Genomic DNA, 15,697 nt, shown 5'->3' on the forward strand with positions numbered 1-15,697 from the left:
GGAAAGAAAAGGCGAGTTCTAGTTGTTGACGACTCAGCTTTTATGCGGAAGTTAATTTCCGATATGTTGAATAAACACCCCTTGATGGAAGTCATCGGCATCGCTAGGAATGGCAAGGATGCAGTGGAAAAGGTACGTGACCTTCATCCCGATGTCATTACAATGGATATTGAAATGCCTATGATGAATGGGCTAGAAGCTTTAAAGCTTATTATGGATCAAATGCCGATCCCTGTAGTGATATTATCGAGTACGACAAAACATAATACGGAAAATGCCGTACTCGCTATAGAATACGGAGCAGTGGATGTTATAGCGAAACCTGGTGGCGCTATTTCGTTAAATCTTCACGAAATAGAAAAAGAGATTGTGGAGAAAGTATTTGCCGCTTCAAATGTGGGGATTCAGACGTTAACAAGAAAAATTACCCCGCCACAAAAAAGGTATACAGCACCGCCAACTAGAATGAATACTCCGAGTGATAGTAGAATCATTCCATCGGTACCGGTACAAACTGTAAATTTTTCTAAAAATATTACACTTATTGCCCAAACGTTTGTTATAATAGGTACATCGACTGGGGGTCCAAGAGCCTTACAAGAAGTTATAACTAGGTTTCCTGCAGAATTTCCCTATCCAATTCTTATTGTTCAGCATATGCCGCCCGGCTTCACAAAGTCATTAGCCGAACGACTTAATGGCTTAAGTGAAATCGCAGTTAAAGAAGCTGAACATGGAGAGCTAATCGAAAATGGAACAGCCTATATTGCACCAGGGGGGTTACATTTGAAGTTCGAGAAATCCAGAACAGGTTATCAAATTGTATTGGATGGAAACGAAGCACCTCGTTCTGGACACCGCCCAGCAGTAAATGTGTTATTAGAATCAGCGGCCACACATAAAGAATTGAAATTTGTAACAGCTATCATGACAGGCATGGGATCTGATGGAAAAGAAGGCATGGAACTTTTACGTGCGTCATGCAAAACGATTACCATAGCGGAATCCCAGAAAACTTCCGTTGTGTATGGAATGCCCAAAGCCATAATAGATGCGGGTCTGAGTGATGAAGTAAAAGACGTGCAAGAGATCGCCAATGCCATAATGGGAAATTTGAAGTAACTAGGGGGCTTTGCAATGGATGTAAGTCAGTATTTGGACATGTTCATCGAAGAAAGTAAAGAACACTTACAAGCTTGTAGTGAGCAACTACTCGCGTTAGAGAATGATCCGGATGATCTGGCAATTGTCAATGAAGTCTTTAGAGCGGCACATACGCTTAAAGGAATGTCAGCGACAATGGGATATGAAGATATCGCAGATTTAACGCACAAGATGGAGAACGTTCTAGATGCAATTCGAAATTCAAAGATCAGTGTCACAACTGAAATACTAGACGTTGTATTTGAAGCGGTGGATGATCTTGAACTAATGGTACAAGACATTGAATCTGGTGGAGATGGAAAAAAAGACGTCAGCAAATTAGTTGATACGCTAAATCGAATTGAAGCAGGCCAACCGCTTGATTTGGTCGAGGATTCTGTATCAGCGACTACTGAGGAAGCACCAATTGAAGTGGTCACTTCTACAGGGGTTCAATATGATGAATTTGAGTTGACGGTTATTTCTCAATCTGCTGAGCAAGGTTTTAATGCACTAGAGATTACGGTTACATTACGTGAAGACTGCTTGTTAAAAGTGGCACGCGTATTCATGACGTTTGAGATTTTAGAAAAATCAGGCGAAGTTATAAAAACCGTTCCTACAGTAGAACAATTGGAAAATGAAGATTTCGATCAGAAATTTACGATTGTGTTATTGACACAGGAGGACGCTGAAGACCTAAAAGCAAAAGTAATGAAAGTTTCTGAAATAGAAGACGTGAAAATCACACATATTACAGATGAATATGTGCAAAAATATAAGCAAGCTGCGATAAATGAAAATGAAACGCCTCCAGAAGTGATTGAAACGACAATAGTGCCAGTTGCTAATGTTACGCCAACAGAAAAAGTGTCAAAAGAAGCTATTAAAACTAAAAAGTCTGCGTCTTCAAACTCCAATAAAACTATACGGGTAAATATTGATCGACTCGATATTTTGATGAACTTATTTGAAGAACTGGTCATCGATCGCGGACGTCTTCAATCGATCGCGAGTGAATTGCATAACCCGGAATTGAATGAATCCGTTGAGAGAATGACACGTGTATCAGGAGACTTGCAGAATATTATACTGAATATGCGAATGGTGCCTGTGGAAACTGTCTTCAATCGATTCCCTAAAATGGTGCGTCAATTGGCACGGGATCTCAATAAGAAAATCGATTTGGAGATTGTGGGAGCTGAAACAGAACTAGACCGCACTGTAATCGATGAAATAGGGGATCCACTTGTTCACTTAATAAGAAATGCTTTAGATCACGGTATTGAAATGCCTGAAGAACGTATCGCGAAAGGTAAGCCAGAAGTAGGGACTGTAACATTGCGTGCCTACCATTCGGGTAACCATGTATTCATTGAGCTTGAAGATGATGGAGCTGGTGTAAACCGTGAGCGTGTAGTAGGTAAAGCAATTGAAAAAGGAATTATCAGTCCGGAAGCGGCAGATTCATTAACAAATAAGCAAGTGGCCGAATTGATTTTAGCTTCAGGATTTTCAACTGCAGCTTCCATAACTGACGTCTCAGGTCGTGGTGTGGGTCTAGACGTAGTTAAAAATACAATTGAATCTCTCGGTGGACACATATCTATCGATTCGACAGAAGGAAAAGGTTCGTTATTCCAGGTGCAGTTACCTCTTACTCTTTCTATTATTTCTGTCATGTTAGTAGAATTGGATCAAGAAATATATGCAATCCCATTGTCTTCTATTATTGAGACTGCCATTATTCAGAAGTCTGATATTTTAAATGCGCATAATCAACCGGTCATTGACTTCCGTGGGACTATTGTGCCGTTAGTAGACTTGAAAGATATATTTGAAATGAAGAATAGAAGTAATGAAGAAGATGAGTTCCAGTCTATCGTAATTGTTCGTAAAGGTGAAAGTTTAGCTGGTTTAGTCGTAGATTCATTTATTGGTCAACAAGAAATCGTATTAAAATCACTCGGAGAATACTTGCAGAGTGTCTTTGCGATCTCAGGTGCTACGATTCTAGGAAATGGTCAAGTCGCATTAATTGTTGACTGTAATGCATTGATTAAATAATCGAGGTGATGACATGACAAATACAGTAGAAGTAAGTGATATGAAAGTAATCGTCTTCCAATTGATGAATAAAGAATATGCGATTGGTATTAATGTGGTGGAATCGATTGAGAAATCTTTATCCATTACACGCGTTCCCCGTATGCCTTCTTATGTCAAAGGAGTGTTAAATTTACGTGGTGTAGTAACGCCTGTAGTAGACTTGCGTGAACGTTTTGATATGGAGACTAAAGAGTTTGATGAGACAAGTTGTATTATAATTGTGTCGCATGCAGATTCTGAGGTCGGATTAATTGTAGATGATGCGAATGATGTGATGGATGTGCCGACAAGTGCAATAGGGCCTCAACCCGAAGTAGTGGGATCTGTGGAGTCCGAATTCATTTCAGGAGTAGCAAAAGTCGATAAGAGATTATTGGTCATGTTGAATCTAGATAAAGTTTTGCAGCCGATTAAGAAGGCGAATGCAGATGAATTCTGAAAATGAAATTACAGAAATGCATTTGGATGTCTTAAAGGAAATCGGTAATATTGGAGCAGCGCATGCAGCAACGTCACTATCTCAGCTTTTAGGTCAGAAGATTGATATGCGCGTACCTAATGTTGAACTAGTTACATTTGATGAAATGTTTAATCTGGCAGGCGGTAGTGAAAAAGTGGTTGCTGGCATCTTTTTACGCATAGAAGGCGATTTGACAGGGACGATGTTTTTTGTGCTGACTATTGAATCTGCTACACAATTTATCCGCAAACTAACTGGTGATACGAGCTTTACTTTTACTGATGCAGAGGATTTGGGAATGGGTGCATCTGCGCTTCAGGAACTGGGAAATATCTTATCAGGTTCCTATCTATCATCGCTTTCTGATTTCACATCATTAAATATTTATCCAACTGTACCCTCATTAAGTATTGACATGGTGGGTGCCATTGTCAGCTTCGGCCTGATCGAAGTATCTCAGTATAGTGATGAAGTAATCGTCATTGAGACGGAAATATTGCAAGAAGGTGAACAAGGAATGTCTAGTCTGGCTGGACACTTCTTCTTATTACCCGACCCGCCGTCTTACCGTACGATATTCAGTTCGCTAGGAGTCTTGTAGATGGCAGCTATCCAAACAGTAGTACGCGTAGGGATTGCAGATATGAATATCGTGAAATCCCCTCACACGATTCGCACATCAGGACTGGGTTCATGTGTAGGTGTAATACTGTATGATTCTTCAAAGAAAATAGCAGGTATGGTACATGTTATGTTGCCTGACAGCGAGTTAGGTAAATCGACAAAACTAAATGTAGCGAAATTCGCTGACACGGGTATTCATGCTTTGTTAGAATTATTAAAATCAGAAGGGGTCAGACCTTTCAGTATTAAAGCAAAAATTGCGGGTGGCGCACAAATGTTTCAATTCGGTTCGAATGATACAATTCGTATCGGCCCGCGCAATGTAGAAGCTGTTAAAAAGGAATTGAAGAGATATTCAATCCCAATTGTTGCAGAGGATACGGGTGGCTCGAGTGGACGTACAATTGAATTTGATCCTGATACAGGTATCCTACATGTTCGTACCGTCAATGCCGGAACACAGGAAATTTAACAGTAAGAGCAAAGGCGGCTAATGCATTAGTCGCCTTTATCTATTGGCATTTGTTATACTTATACATAAGAGATAAGATCGGTAGAAGAAACCTCACAGGAAAGGCGTGAATTCGATGGCAAATCAAGATGTAACTGAACGACATCAGTGGAAGTTATGGATCGAAGACCGTGATCCTGATGCAGGTGATACGCTAGTTCGAATGTATACACCTCTTGTGAATTATCACGTTCAACGAATCAGCGCTGGGTTGCCGAAAAATGTATCGCGTGATGAAATTAAATCACTTGGTTATCAAGGCCTTTTCGACGCATTAACAAAATTTGATCCTTCACGTGATTTGAAATTTGACACATATGCATCTTTTCGTATCCGAGGTACCATTATAGATGGACTACGAAAGGAAGATTGGTTGTCACGCTCTTCACGAGAAAAAACAAAAAAGATGGATGAAGAAATCAGTAAGCTTGAACAGTCCTACCTGCGAACGGTAACACCTGAGGAAGTAGCGGATCATTTAGGCATGACAACCGATCAAGTCTATCAAACTGTGCATGAACAGTATTTTGCAAATGTATTATCGATCGATGAAAAAATGAACGAAGACGATGATCACGATCAGACTTTCGTGTTGCAAGATGAACAAACGAAAACGCCTGAACAACAAGCTGTAAAAAGCGAATTGATAGGGGATTTGGTTACGAAAATTAAAGAACTGAATGAAAATGAACAATTGGTGCTCAGTCTTTTTTATCAAGAAGACATGACGTTGACGGAAATCGGAGAGATATTAAGCTTATCTACATCTAGAATCTCGCAAATACATTCAAAAGCGCTGTTTAAATTACGGTCGTTACTAGCCGCTGAAATTACAGATGGAGGGATTTTATGAGTTTGAAAGCGATTGAACTTCAAATTGCTATACCCAAAACATTTGAAGCGGGAAAGATTGCGGAGCAAAAACAACAGCAGTCTCAACTTGCTCAGGACAGTGCGAATATGCAAACAGAAAAGCAGGCACTAAAAAATCAGGAAACCGTTTTGGAATCCGATCCGTATGCAAAGTTGGATGCAGATGATGGGCAACCCAAAGAAGGATCTCCACAACAAGAAAAAAAAGAGAAAGAGCAACAACAAGCCAAGCACCCGTTTAAAGGTTCGTTCGTTGATTACAGTGGGTAATGAGTATGGGGATTTTATTAGCTATTTTATTCATCTTACAAATCGTAGGTTTTATGGTAATGACATTGCTGTACTTGAGAATTTCTAAGTTCAATGATCTGGAGAAAAAGCAACAACAACTTATGAAAGAGATGGATCAATCGGTGTTAGCTTATCTATCAGAGATCAAGGAAGAAAATGATCGTTTGATCCATCAATTGAATCAACGGACGGAAGACAATGTGAACCCTTTATCAAATACAGCAACGCCTGAGTATTCAATAGATGAAGAAGCTGAAACGCCCGAGTCGATACCAAAGCCGAAGCCTCATCCGGTTCCTGTCCATTTCGCTTTACGATCTTACCAGAAAACGGTGGAGAACGAAAGGAACGAAAAAGAAACGCAAAAAGAGCCACAAGCTAGACCACTCGATGACAGGGAGAAAGCAAAACAGCTATATGCTGAAGGGAAATCCATTTCAGATATTGCAAGAGAGCTAAAAAAAGGTAAGACTGAAATCGAATTATTATTAAAGTTTGGCTAAAGTTAAATGCAAAGGTTGCAAAGAACGTAGAATTGTGTTATTTTTGTAGATGGTATTACTACACACGCGTGCGGATGAATGAGTTGGTGCCATTGTGGTCACTTATTCGCTAGAAGTACGCGGAGGATAAAAACCAATAGGAGGAATTAAACATGTCAGTAATCTCAATGAAACAATTGCTAGAAGCTGGTGTACATTTCGGACACCAAACACGTCGTTGGAACCCAAAAATGAAGAAATTTATCTTCGTGGAGCGTAACGGCATTTACATCATCGACCTTCAAAAAACGGTCAAAAAATTAGAGGAAGCTTACAACTTCATGCGCCAAGTCGGTGCTGATGGTGGTAAAGTTCTTTTCGTAGGTACGAAGAAACAAGCACAAGAAGCAATCAAAGAAGAAGCAGAACGTGCTGGAATGTACTACATCAACCAACGTTGGTTGGGTGGAACATTAACTAACTTCGGAACTATTCAAAAGCGTGTAGCGCGTATGAAAGCTATTGAGAAAATGGAAGAGGATGGCACGTTTGACGTACTTCCTAAAAAAGAAGTTTCTCAATTAAATAAAGAGCACGAACGTCTTGTGAAATTCCTAGGCGGTATCCGTGACATGAAAGGCTTACCAGATGTAATCTTTATTGTAGATCCACGTAAAGAGCGTATTGCGGTAGCTGAAGCAATCAAATTGCATATTCCACTTGTTGGAATCGTTGATACTAACTGTGATCCGGACGAAATCGATTATGTCATCCCTGCGAACGACGATGCAATCCGTGCAGTTCGTCTACTAACAAGTAAAATGGCCGATGCTTTGATTGAATCCCGTCAAGGTGAAGATGAAGAAGTAGCTGAAACAGCGAACGAAACAGCAACTGTTTCTGCAGACTGAAATTAGTAAATGACGAGACGATAGGTGGCTTACCCCTTATCGTCTCTTTTTAAAGTAATAAGCGACTTCAGATTATATATAATAGGAGGAATTTTCAAAATGGCAACAATTACAGCTCAAATGGTTAAAGAACTTCGTGAAAAAACAGGCGCAGGTATGATGGACTGCAAAAAAGCTCTAACTCAAGTAGACGGTGATATGGCAGCGGCAATGGACTTCATGCGTGAAAAAGGTCTTTCAAGCGCAGCTAAGAAAGCAGATCGCATTGCAGCTGAAGGAGTTGCAAACATTCTAGTTCAAGGTAACGAAGCAGTAATCCTTGAAGTGAATGCGGAGACAGACTTCGTAGCGAAAAACGAAGGCTTCCAAACACTTGTTAAAGAAATTTCTGAGTTCTTGATTGCTACTAAACCAGCTTCAGTTGAAGAAGCAAACTCTGCGAAATTGGATAACGGCTTGACTGTATCTGAACACATTTCAAACGCAGTGGCTAAAATTGGAGAGAAAATCACTCTTCGTCGTTTTGAAATCCGTACGAAAACAGATCAAGATGCTTTCGGACCATACCTACACATGGGTGGACGTATCGCAGTGTTGACTGTTCTTGAAGGTTCAACAGATTCAGATGCAGCGAAAGATGTAGCAATGCATATCGCAGCAATGAACCCGAAATACATCTCACGTGATGAAGTATCTGCTGATGAAGTAGAAAAAGAGCGTAACGTATTGACTGAGCAAGCTCTAAACGAAGGTAAGCCAGAAAATATCGTAGCGAAAATGGTAGAAGGACGTCTTGGAAAGTACTTTGAAGAAATCTGTGTCCTAGACCAGGCTTTCGTTAAAAACTCTGACCAAAAAGTTCGTGATTTCGTTAAAACTACTGGTGGAACATTAGTAGAGTTTATTCGTTATGAAGTAGGCGAAGGCATCGAGAAGCGTGAAGACAACTTTGCTGACGAAGTAATGAGTCAAGTTAAAGGTAACTAAGTATAATACAATCTTACAGAGGGGCACATCCATTATGTGTTCCTCTTTTTTGAGAATAAGAAATTGCAGGAGGGCCAACATGAGTATTCCAAAATATAAGCGTATCGTGTTAAAATTAAGTGGTGAAGCATTAGCTGGTGAGCAAGGTTACGGACTATCTCCGGAAGTTGTGAAATCGGTCGCAAACCAAGTTAAAGAAGTAGTAGAGCTTGGTGTAGAAGTAGCAGTAGTAGTAGGCGGCGGAAACATTTGGCGCGGGAAAGTCGGAAGCGAAATGGGAATGGACCGTACAACAGCTGACTATATGGGAATGCTTGCAACGGTCATGAACTCTCTTGCACTTCAAGACGCTCTTGAAAAGTTAGGACCAGAAACACGGGTTATGTCGTCTATTGACATGAGACAAGTAGCTGAACCCTACATACGCCGAAAAGCTATCCGTCATTTAGAGAAAAAACGTGTCGTAATATTTGCGGCAGGAACAGGTAACCCTTATTTCTCCACAGATACAACAGCTGCATTACGTGCTGCTGAAATCGAAGCGGATGTTATTTTAATGGCGAAGAACAATGTGGACGGGGTGTATACAGCCGATCCAATGAAAGACTCATCTGCTACGAAATACTTGGAACTTTCTTATCTTGAAGTTATTAGTCAAGGTCTTGAAGTAATGGATTCGACTGCTTCTACACTATGTATGGACAACGATATCCCACTTGTAGTATTCTCAATCATGGAAAATGGCAACATCAAAAAAGCTGTACTCGGTGATAAAATCGGGACAGTCGTTAGGAGGAACAAGCAATGACTAAAGAAATAATGGATCAGACGAGAGAACGTATGGATAAAGCACATAGCGCCTATTCAAGACAATTGGCTTCTATCCGTGCTGGAAGAGCTAATGCAAGCCTATTAGACAGAATTTCAGTGATTTATTATGGTGCACCTACACCATTAAATCAAATGGCGGGAATTTCTGTTCCTGAGCCACGATTGCTAGTAGTTCAACCATATGATAAAACAACAATCGGTGAAATCGAAAAAGCGATTATGAAATCGGATATCGGTATCACACCGTCCAACGATGGTTCAGTAATTCGTCTAGCGGTACCTGCTCTTACAGAAGAACGCCGTAAAGATTTAGTTAAAGATGTAAAGCGTGAAGCGGAAGATGCAAAAGTAGCGATTCGTAATGTTCGTCGCGACAGCAATGAAGATTTGAAAAAGCTTGAAAAAGATGCAGAAATTACTGAAGATGAGTTACGCCGTTTTACTGAACAAGTACAAAAGATGACAGATGAATTTATCGAAAAGATTGATCAAACAGCAAAAGATAAAGAAAACGAAATCTTGGAAATTTGAGTACAGAACTTTCTATAAGGAGGAGCGTCCTACTTTTAGGACGCTCTTTTCTTTCTTTTGCATGCTATTTACCATGCAATTTGGTAGGATAGTCAGTAGGAGTATCCGAATAGAGCCAAGTGGGGGAACGCTATGCTTAGAAAACTAATGCGAAAAAAAACGGCAGATATTCAGTTGCTGGATGAACGGATTGACGCTGTTAAAAATAGACAGATTCCTAACCATGTGGCAATTATCATGGATGGAAACGGAAGATGGGCAAAGCAACGTAAAATGCCGCGAATTGCCGGCCACCATGAAGGAATGAAAACGGTTCGTCAAATCACCAATTTCGCAAATGCCATGGGTGTGAAGGCCCTCACTCTCTACGCATTTTCGACCGAAAATTGGAAACGACCGAAAATCGAAATTGACTTTTTGATGAATCTTCCTGGTGAATTCCTTAATACGTATTTACCCGAATTAATGGAAAAGGGTATCAAGGTGGAAATGATAGGCAATATGGATGCACTTCCAAGTCATACAGAAAAAGCAATTAAGAAAGCAATAGAGCAAACGAAAGATAACAAAGGCTTAGTATTGAACTTTGCGATGAATTATGGAAGTAGAGTCGAGCTAGTTCATGCTATGAAAGAATTGGCAGAAGAAGTGGCTGCTGGAACATTAAGAGTGGATGAAATTAATGAAGATTCAATTGAATCTAAGCTGATGACTGCACATCTACCGGAGCCAGATTTACTGATTCGCACAAGTGGTGAAGTGCGATTATCCAATTTCATGCTGTGGCAATTAGCGTATGCAGAATTCATTTTTACCGATGTACTATGGCCTGATTACGATGAAGAATGCTTTTTACAAGCGATAGAAGATTTCCAAAATAGAGATCGGCGCTTTGGAAGCTTGGAAGGAGATCAGAAAAGATGAAGCAAAGAATCATCACAGCCATTGTAGCACTCGCATTTTTCGTACCTTTGATTATCGTCGGTGGATTACCGTTTATTATTATGATCTTTGCAATATCTACGATTGGTTTATATGAACTACTACGTATGCGGAATATGTCCATCTTTTCAATAGGTGGATTTATCTCTTGGTTACTTTTACTCGTCATTTTACTTCCTTCAAGATGGACGGGACAGGTAGAAGGTTTTCTGCGGTTAGGGAAACTTGAAATGATCTATGTACTGGTATTATTATTATTAGTCTATACTGTAGTCATGAAAAACAAGTGGACATTTGAGGACATTGCATTCAGTGCGATTGGCGCATTATATGTCGGCATCGGTTTTTACTATTTAATTGAAACGCGTTTATTTGGTTTAGAATACATAGGCTATGCGTTACTTATTATTTGGTCAACAGATTCTGGTGCATATTTTGTTGGTCGGAAAATAGGGAAACGAAAACTTTGGCCTGAAATATCACCTAACAAAACCATCGAAGGATTTGTCGGAGGTATTATTTGTGCGGTAGCAATTACTTTGATTTATAATATGTTCTATCCTATCTCTACATCGTATGTATCATTCATTATTATTACAATAGTGGCATCGGTTGTAGGTCAAATGGGAGACTTAGTTGAATCTGCACTGAAACGTTTCTATAACGTAAAAGATTCAGGGAAGTTGTTGCCTGGACATGGCGGTATTATGGACAGATTTGACAGCTTACTGTTTGTACTCCCATTGCTTCATTTTGTTCAATTCATAGGATAATGGAAAGGAAGTTCATAATATGAAGAAAATCAATTTGCTTGGTGCGACTGGTTCTATCGGTACTCAAACATTAAGCATTATTGCAGCTCATCCTGATCGCTTTGAATTAACAGCAATGTCGGCAGGAAGAAATATTCAAAAAGTAAGTGAAATCATTGCAAAGTTTCATCCTAAGTTAGTTTCTGTATTGGAAGAAGCAGACGCAGTACGCTTACAAAATGAGTTTCCTGACGTTCAATTCGTTCATGGTGATGAAGGACTTATTGAAGCAGCGGTTGGGATGGAAGCCGATGTCTTGCTGAACTCAGTTATCGGTAGTGTAGGACTTAGACCGACACTTGCTGCAATTAAAGCAGGTATGACAATTGCTATTGCTAATAAGGAAACATTAGTGGCGGCTGGGGACTTAGTTGTAGAAGCAGCTAAGCACCATAACGTACCGCTTGTTCCGGTAGATAGTGAACACTCTGCTTTATTCCAATCGCTGAATGGGGAAAATCCGAAGCGAATTACCAATTTGATTTTAACGGCCTCCGGTGGAAGCTTTAGGGACTATACTCGGGATCAACTTCAACACGTCACAGTGGAACAAGCGCTTGCGCATCCTAACTGGTCAATGGGCAATAAGTTGACAATCGATTCGGCAACCATGATGAATAAAGGGCTTGAGGTGATTGAAGCACATCATTTATTTGCGATGGCTTATGATCAAATTGAATGTTTACTACATAAAGAAAGTATTATCCACTCTATGGTGGAGTTTGAAGATACAAGCGTTATGGCACAACTGGGGTCTCCTGATATGCGTGTTCCAATTCAGTATGCACTTACGTATCCGGATCGTATTCCGATGGCTGATGCCAAACGTCTTCGTCTTGATGAAATTGGGAAATTACACTTTCAAAAAATGGATTATGAACGATTTAAAGCCTTGTCTCTTGCATATGATGCAGGTAGGGAAGGAGGTACTATGCCTACAGCGATGAACGCGGCCAATGAAGTGGCGGTTCAACTGTTTATGGAAGGACATATTTCCTTCATGCAAATTGAAGATATTATTGAAAGAATGATGGATCAGCATCAAACTATTCAAAATCCTGATTTGGAAGAAATTTTAGAGACAGATCGCAATACGAGAAAAAAAGTCTATGGTATAGTTAAGTATCAAGATTAATTTCAGGCTGACACAGCCGGTGAAGGTGGTTACTGAATGGAAACGGTTATTGCGTTTATAGTAATATTCGGGACACTTGTAGCATTTCATGAGTTTGGTCATTTCTTGTTTGCTAAGAGAGCCGGCATCATGGTTCGAGAGTTCGCTATCGGAATGGGACCTAAAATTTTAGCGATCCGCAAAGGTGAAACGCAATATACGATACGCTTGTTGCCTTTAGGTGGATATGTACGCATGGCTGGTGAAGATTTCGATACAGTCGAATTGCAGCCAGGTTACCGCGTAGGTCTATTATTGAATGCACAAGACGAGATAGAAAAGATTTATTTGAATCGAAATGTTTCTAATCCGAATATTTTAAACGTAGAAGTAGAAAAGTCGGATTTAGATAGAGAACTATATATTGAAGGATATGACGAAGATGGCCAACTGGTTCATCTGAAAATTGCCAGAACGGCAATGATTATCGAAAAAGGTCAAGAAACATTAATTGCTCCTTATGATCGTCAATTTGAATCCAAGTCATTGGGTAGCAGGGCGTTGGCAATATTTGCAGGACCTCTATTCAACTTTATTCTAGCATTTTTTATTTTCTTGGCTTTGGGTTTAATGAATGGTGTACCAACCAATGAACCTATCATCTCAGAAGTGAAGCCGGATACACCGGCAGAAATGGCCGGAATGAAAAAAGATGATTTAATTACTGGAGTAGACGGTAAGTCAATTGATTCTTGGCCAAAGTTTTCTGAAGCAATTCAAAACAGTGCCGGAGTCCCTATGTCTATAGAAGTGGAACGTGCAGGTAAACAAGTTGTTTTAGATGTAGTACCTGATACAGTAGAAGATGCAGGACAGGAATTCGGTCAAATTGGAGTTATGTATTCAAGTCCATTGGAAAAAGGAATTATCAAATCCATTGTGTTCGGCGCTGAACAGACGTACACATGGACTGTGAAGATCTTCGAATTATTAGGTATGCTCGTTACAGGTCAGTTTACAATAGACGCACTATCGGGTCCTGTTGGTATTTATAAGGCGACAGAAGAAGTGGCCCAACATGGTATTTTCAACTTAATGAATTGGGGCGCTGTGCTGAGTATCAATCTGGGAATCATGAATTTACTGCCATTGCCTGCATTAGATGGCGGTAGATTATTATTCTTCCTGTTTGAAGGCTTACGAGGTAAACCAATTGATAAACAAAAAGAAGGTATGGTGCATTTTGTAGGGATCATGCTATTAATGGTTTTGATGCTTGTTGTGACATGGAATGACATCCAACGATTTTTCTTCTAAAGAAGGTGGGAGTATATGATGAAACAATCGAAAACGTTTATACCCACAATGCGTGAAAATCCAGCAGATATAGAGATGCGTTCACATCAGTTATTGTTGCGGGCAGGTTATATCCGACAGAATGCCAATGGTGTGTACACGTATTTAACTCTTGCACAAAAAGTGTTTAGAAAGATCGCGACGATTATCCGTCAAGAAATGGAAGCTATCGAAGGAATAGAAATCTCTTTGCCTGCATTGCAAAGCTCGAGTATCCTAAAAGAAACCGAGCGTTGGGACTCATACGGTAAGGAAATGTTCCATGTCGCTGACAGACAAACTAATCAATTGACGTTGAGCTCAAGTGATGAAGAAGCAATCATCGACTTGTTGCGTGACGAAGTTCGATCATATAAAAAGTTGCCTCTAACCATTTTTCAAATCAAAACGAAATTCCGGGATGAAGTAAAACCTCGTGCAGGTTTACTTCATAGTAGGGAATTCATAAGAAAAGATGCCTATTCATTTCATGCCACACAAGAAAGTTTGGATGAAAAGTATTTGGAAGTCATGCAAGCCTATACCAATATGTTAACCCGTCTTGGAATGCATTTCCGCATGGTCATGTCGGATGGGGGGGCAGGATCTCATGAGTTCATAGCGTTAGCAGAAAATGGAGAAGACCGGATTGCGTATAGTGATAGCTCCTCCTACGCTGCGAATATGGAGTTTGCTGAAGTGAATGCGGAGTATGAGACACCAGATGAAAAGCAATTGGAAATGTCAAAAATCTCCACGCCAAACCAACAAACAATTGAGGATCTCGCTTCATTTTTATCGGTTGACCCTGAGCGTATCATCAAGTCATTGGTGTATAAAGCAGATGAAGATTTTGTTATGGTTATATGTCGTGGTGATCATAGCATCAATGAACATAAATTAAAGCGTTTTTTAAATGTAACTCATATAGAACTGGCAACTAAACAACAGATCGAAGAATTACTAGGCTGTCATATTGGTTCAATTGGTCCTGTGAAACTACCTATTGGTGTAAGGGTATATGCAGATCATGCGGTTAATGCAATGGTTAACGTAGTAGCAGGAGCAAATATTGACGATTATCATTTATTGAACGTTAACCCAGAACGTGACTTTGCCATAGACGATTACGTGGATCTTCGTTTTATTCAAGAAGGAGATGCCTCACCGGACGGAATGGGTACGATTAAATTCACTGAAGGAATTGGTGTCGGGCATATTCGTAAACTAGGTACTGTTTTCAGTGAGCAGATGAAAGGAACTTTCCTCAATGAACACGGTCGAACAAAGCCATTCATTATGGGAAGTTATAGTATGGGAATCTCACGTTTACTGGCGACAATTGCTGAGCAGTTTAATGATGAAAATGGTTTGAAATGGCCAAAACATTTAGCGCCGTTTGATATACATTTAATTGCGATGAATGTTAAAGATGAAGTGCAAGTACAACTAGCTGATGAATTATATGCTGTACTAGAGTCATATCGATATGATGTATTATATGATGATCGTGCCGAAAGAGCGGGTGTGAAATTCGCTGATGCAGACTTGATTGGTTTGCCGGTTCGCATTATAATTGGTAAAAGAGCAGATGAAGGAATTGTGGAAGTTATGTATCGCCACAGTGGTGAGTCAATAGAATGGCAAAAAGAAGAAGTGTTGGAAAAACTACAGTCCTTCTTTAGTGCAGATTAATCCAAGAAGGGGAGTCCGTTAACGGAACTTCCCTTCTTTTCGCGAT

The 15,697-nt window shown here is 40.0% G+C and carries 17 protein-coding genes; all 17 read left to right on the top strand.

What is annotated here, in order from left to right:
- Nucleotides 1-42: 42 nt before the first annotated feature.
- The 17 genes from CSV76_RS01060 (at nt 43) to CSV76_RS01140 (ending at nt 15,651) form a co-directional block, all read left to right on the top strand.
- Entirely contained in the window at nt 43-1,122 is a 1,080-nt protein-coding gene (locus CSV76_RS01060; protein WP_233204378.1) for a protein-glutamate methylesterase/protein-glutamine glutaminase, read from the top strand.
- 15 nt (nt 1,123-1,137) lie between these two features.
- Complete coding sequence (locus CSV76_RS01065) at nt 1,138-3,210, top strand: chemotaxis protein CheA (RefSeq protein ID WP_099624508.1); 2,073 nt, start codon at nt 1,138-1,140, stop codon at nt 3,208-3,210.
- Nucleotides 3,211-3,223: 13 nt separating this feature from the next.
- Entirely contained in the window at nt 3,224-3,691 is a 468-nt protein-coding gene (locus CSV76_RS01070) for a chemotaxis protein CheW (RefSeq protein WP_099624509.1), read from the top strand.
- Nucleotides 3,681-4,313, top strand: a complete 633-nt coding sequence (locus CSV76_RS01075; protein ID WP_099624510.1) for a chemotaxis protein CheC — start codon at nt 3,681-3,683, stop codon at nt 4,311-4,313. Before CSV76_RS01070 ends, CSV76_RS01075 begins: the two co-directional genes overlap by 11 nt.
- Entirely contained in the window at nt 4,314-4,808 is a 495-nt protein-coding gene (locus CSV76_RS01080) for a chemotaxis protein CheD (RefSeq protein WP_085428663.1), read from the top strand.
- Nucleotides 4,809-4,923: 115 nt separating this feature from the next.
- Nucleotides 4,924-5,700, top strand: a complete 777-nt coding sequence (locus CSV76_RS01085; protein ID WP_085428664.1) for a FliA/WhiG family RNA polymerase sigma factor — start codon at nt 4,924-4,926, stop codon at nt 5,698-5,700.
- Nucleotides 5,697-5,990: an RNA polymerase subunit sigma gene (locus tag CSV76_RS01090; RefSeq protein ID WP_099624511.1), complete on the top strand. Its 294-nt coding sequence runs from the start codon at nt 5,697-5,699 to the stop codon at nt 5,988-5,990. The genes CSV76_RS01085 and CSV76_RS01090 overlap by 4 nt, the downstream gene beginning before the upstream one ends.
- Nucleotides 5,991-5,995: 5 nt before the next feature.
- A complete protein-coding gene (locus CSV76_RS01095) occupies nt 5,996-6,514 on the top strand; it encodes a helix-turn-helix domain-containing protein (RefSeq protein ID WP_085428666.1) in 519 nt (172 codons plus the stop codon).
- Nucleotides 6,515-6,666: 152 nt separating this feature from the next.
- Complete coding sequence (gene rpsB / locus CSV76_RS01100; RefSeq protein ID WP_085428667.1) at nt 6,667-7,404, top strand: 30S ribosomal protein S2; 738 nt, start codon at nt 6,667-6,669, stop codon at nt 7,402-7,404.
- A 99-nt stretch (nt 7,405-7,503) separates the two neighbouring features.
- On the top strand, nt 7,504-8,391 hold the full coding sequence (gene tsf / locus CSV76_RS01105) for a translation elongation factor Ts (protein ID WP_085428668.1): 888 nt from the start codon (nt 7,504-7,506) through the stop codon (nt 8,389-8,391).
- Nucleotides 8,392-8,470: 79 nt separating this feature from the next.
- Nucleotides 8,471-9,199 carry a UMP kinase gene (gene pyrH / locus CSV76_RS01110; protein WP_085428669.1) on the top strand — a complete coding sequence of 243 codons (729 nt, stop codon included), beginning with the start codon at nt 8,471-8,473 and terminating at the stop codon, nt 9,197-9,199.
- Nucleotides 9,196-9,753, top strand: coding sequence for a ribosome recycling factor (gene frr, locus CSV76_RS01115; protein WP_085428670.1), 558 nt, complete (start codon nt 9,196-9,198; stop codon nt 9,751-9,753). Before pyrH ends, frr begins: the two co-directional genes overlap by 4 nt.
- Before the next feature lie 132 nt (nt 9,754-9,885).
- Nucleotides 9,886-10,677, top strand: coding sequence for an undecaprenyl pyrophosphate synthase (locus CSV76_RS01120; RefSeq protein ID WP_085428671.1), 792 nt, complete (start codon nt 9,886-9,888; stop codon nt 10,675-10,677).
- The gene (locus CSV76_RS01125; protein ID WP_099624512.1) at nt 10,674-11,468 is read left to right on the top strand and encodes a phosphatidate cytidylyltransferase; all 795 of its coding nucleotides are present in this window, start codon (nt 10,674-10,676) and stop codon (nt 11,466-11,468) included. Before CSV76_RS01120 ends, CSV76_RS01125 begins: the two co-directional genes overlap by 4 nt.
- 19 nt (nt 11,469-11,487) lie before the next feature.
- Nucleotides 11,488-12,642, top strand: coding sequence for a 1-deoxy-D-xylulose-5-phosphate reductoisomerase (dxr, locus tag CSV76_RS01130; RefSeq protein WP_099624513.1), 1,155 nt, complete (start codon nt 11,488-11,490; stop codon nt 12,640-12,642).
- 36 nt (nt 12,643-12,678) lie between these two features.
- Complete coding sequence (gene rseP / locus CSV76_RS01135; RefSeq protein ID WP_085428674.1) at nt 12,679-13,938, top strand: RIP metalloprotease RseP; 1,260 nt, start codon at nt 12,679-12,681, stop codon at nt 13,936-13,938.
- Between the two features lie 18 nt (nt 13,939-13,956).
- Nucleotides 13,957-15,651 (top strand): proline--tRNA ligase, encoded by a 1,695-nt coding sequence (locus tag CSV76_RS01140; RefSeq protein ID WP_099624605.1) that lies wholly within the window; start codon nt 13,957-13,959, stop codon nt 15,649-15,651.
- Nucleotides 15,652-15,697: the final 46 nt, after the last annotated feature.

It is taken from the genome of Sporosarcina sp. P17b (assembly GCF_002743115.1).
GTDB classification, from domain to species: domain Bacteria; phylum Bacillota; class Bacilli; order Bacillales_A; family Planococcaceae; genus Sporosarcina; species Sporosarcina ureae_C.

Bases quoted from the DNA above. Each gene is read 5' to 3' on its own strand.
- frr (WP_085428670.1), top strand. From the start codon at position 9,196: ATGACTAAAGAAATAATGGATCAGACGAGAGAACGTATGGATAAAGCA.
- pyrH (WP_085428669.1), top strand. From the start codon at position 8,471: ATGAGTATTCCAAAATATAAGCGTATCGTGTTAAAATTAAGTGGTGAA.
- CSV76_RS01070 (WP_099624509.1), top strand. From the start codon at position 3,224: ATGACAAATACAGTAGAAGTAAGTGATATGAAAGTAATCGTCTTCCAA.
- dxr (WP_099624513.1), top strand. From the start codon at position 11,488: ATGAAGAAAATCAATTTGCTTGGTGCGACTGGTTCTATCGGTACTCAA.
- CSV76_RS01080 (WP_085428663.1), top strand. From the start codon at position 4,314: ATGGCAGCTATCCAAACAGTAGTACGCGTAGGGATTGCAGATATGAAT.
- CSV76_RS01090 (WP_099624511.1), top strand. From the start codon at position 5,697: ATGAGTTTGAAAGCGATTGAACTTCAAATTGCTATACCCAAAACATTT.
- CSV76_RS01060 (WP_233204378.1), top strand. From the start codon at position 43: ATGCGGAAGTTAATTTCCGATATGTTGAATAAACACCCCTTGATGGAA.
- CSV76_RS01095 (WP_085428666.1), top strand. From the start codon at position 5,996: ATGGGGATTTTATTAGCTATTTTATTCATCTTACAAATCGTAGGTTTT.
- CSV76_RS01125 (WP_099624512.1), top strand. From the start codon at position 10,674: ATGAAGCAAAGAATCATCACAGCCATTGTAGCACTCGCATTTTTCGTA.
- CSV76_RS01140 (WP_099624605.1), top strand. From the start codon at position 13,957: ATGAAACAATCGAAAACGTTTATACCCACAATGCGTGAAAATCCAGCA.
- CSV76_RS01065 (WP_099624508.1), top strand. From the start codon at position 1,138: ATGGATGTAAGTCAGTATTTGGACATGTTCATCGAAGAAAGTAAAGAA.
- CSV76_RS01120 (WP_085428671.1), top strand. From the start codon at position 9,886: ATGCTTAGAAAACTAATGCGAAAAAAAACGGCAGATATTCAGTTGCTG.
- rseP (WP_085428674.1), top strand. From the start codon at position 12,679: ATGGAAACGGTTATTGCGTTTATAGTAATATTCGGGACACTTGTAGCA.
- CSV76_RS01085 (WP_085428664.1), top strand. From the start codon at position 4,924: ATGGCAAATCAAGATGTAACTGAACGACATCAGTGGAAGTTATGGATC.
- rpsB (WP_085428667.1), top strand. From the start codon at position 6,667: ATGTCAGTAATCTCAATGAAACAATTGCTAGAAGCTGGTGTACATTTC.
- tsf (WP_085428668.1), top strand. From the start codon at position 7,504: ATGGCAACAATTACAGCTCAAATGGTTAAAGAACTTCGTGAAAAAACA.
- CSV76_RS01075 (WP_099624510.1), top strand. From the start codon at position 3,681: ATGAATTCTGAAAATGAAATTACAGAAATGCATTTGGATGTCTTAAAG.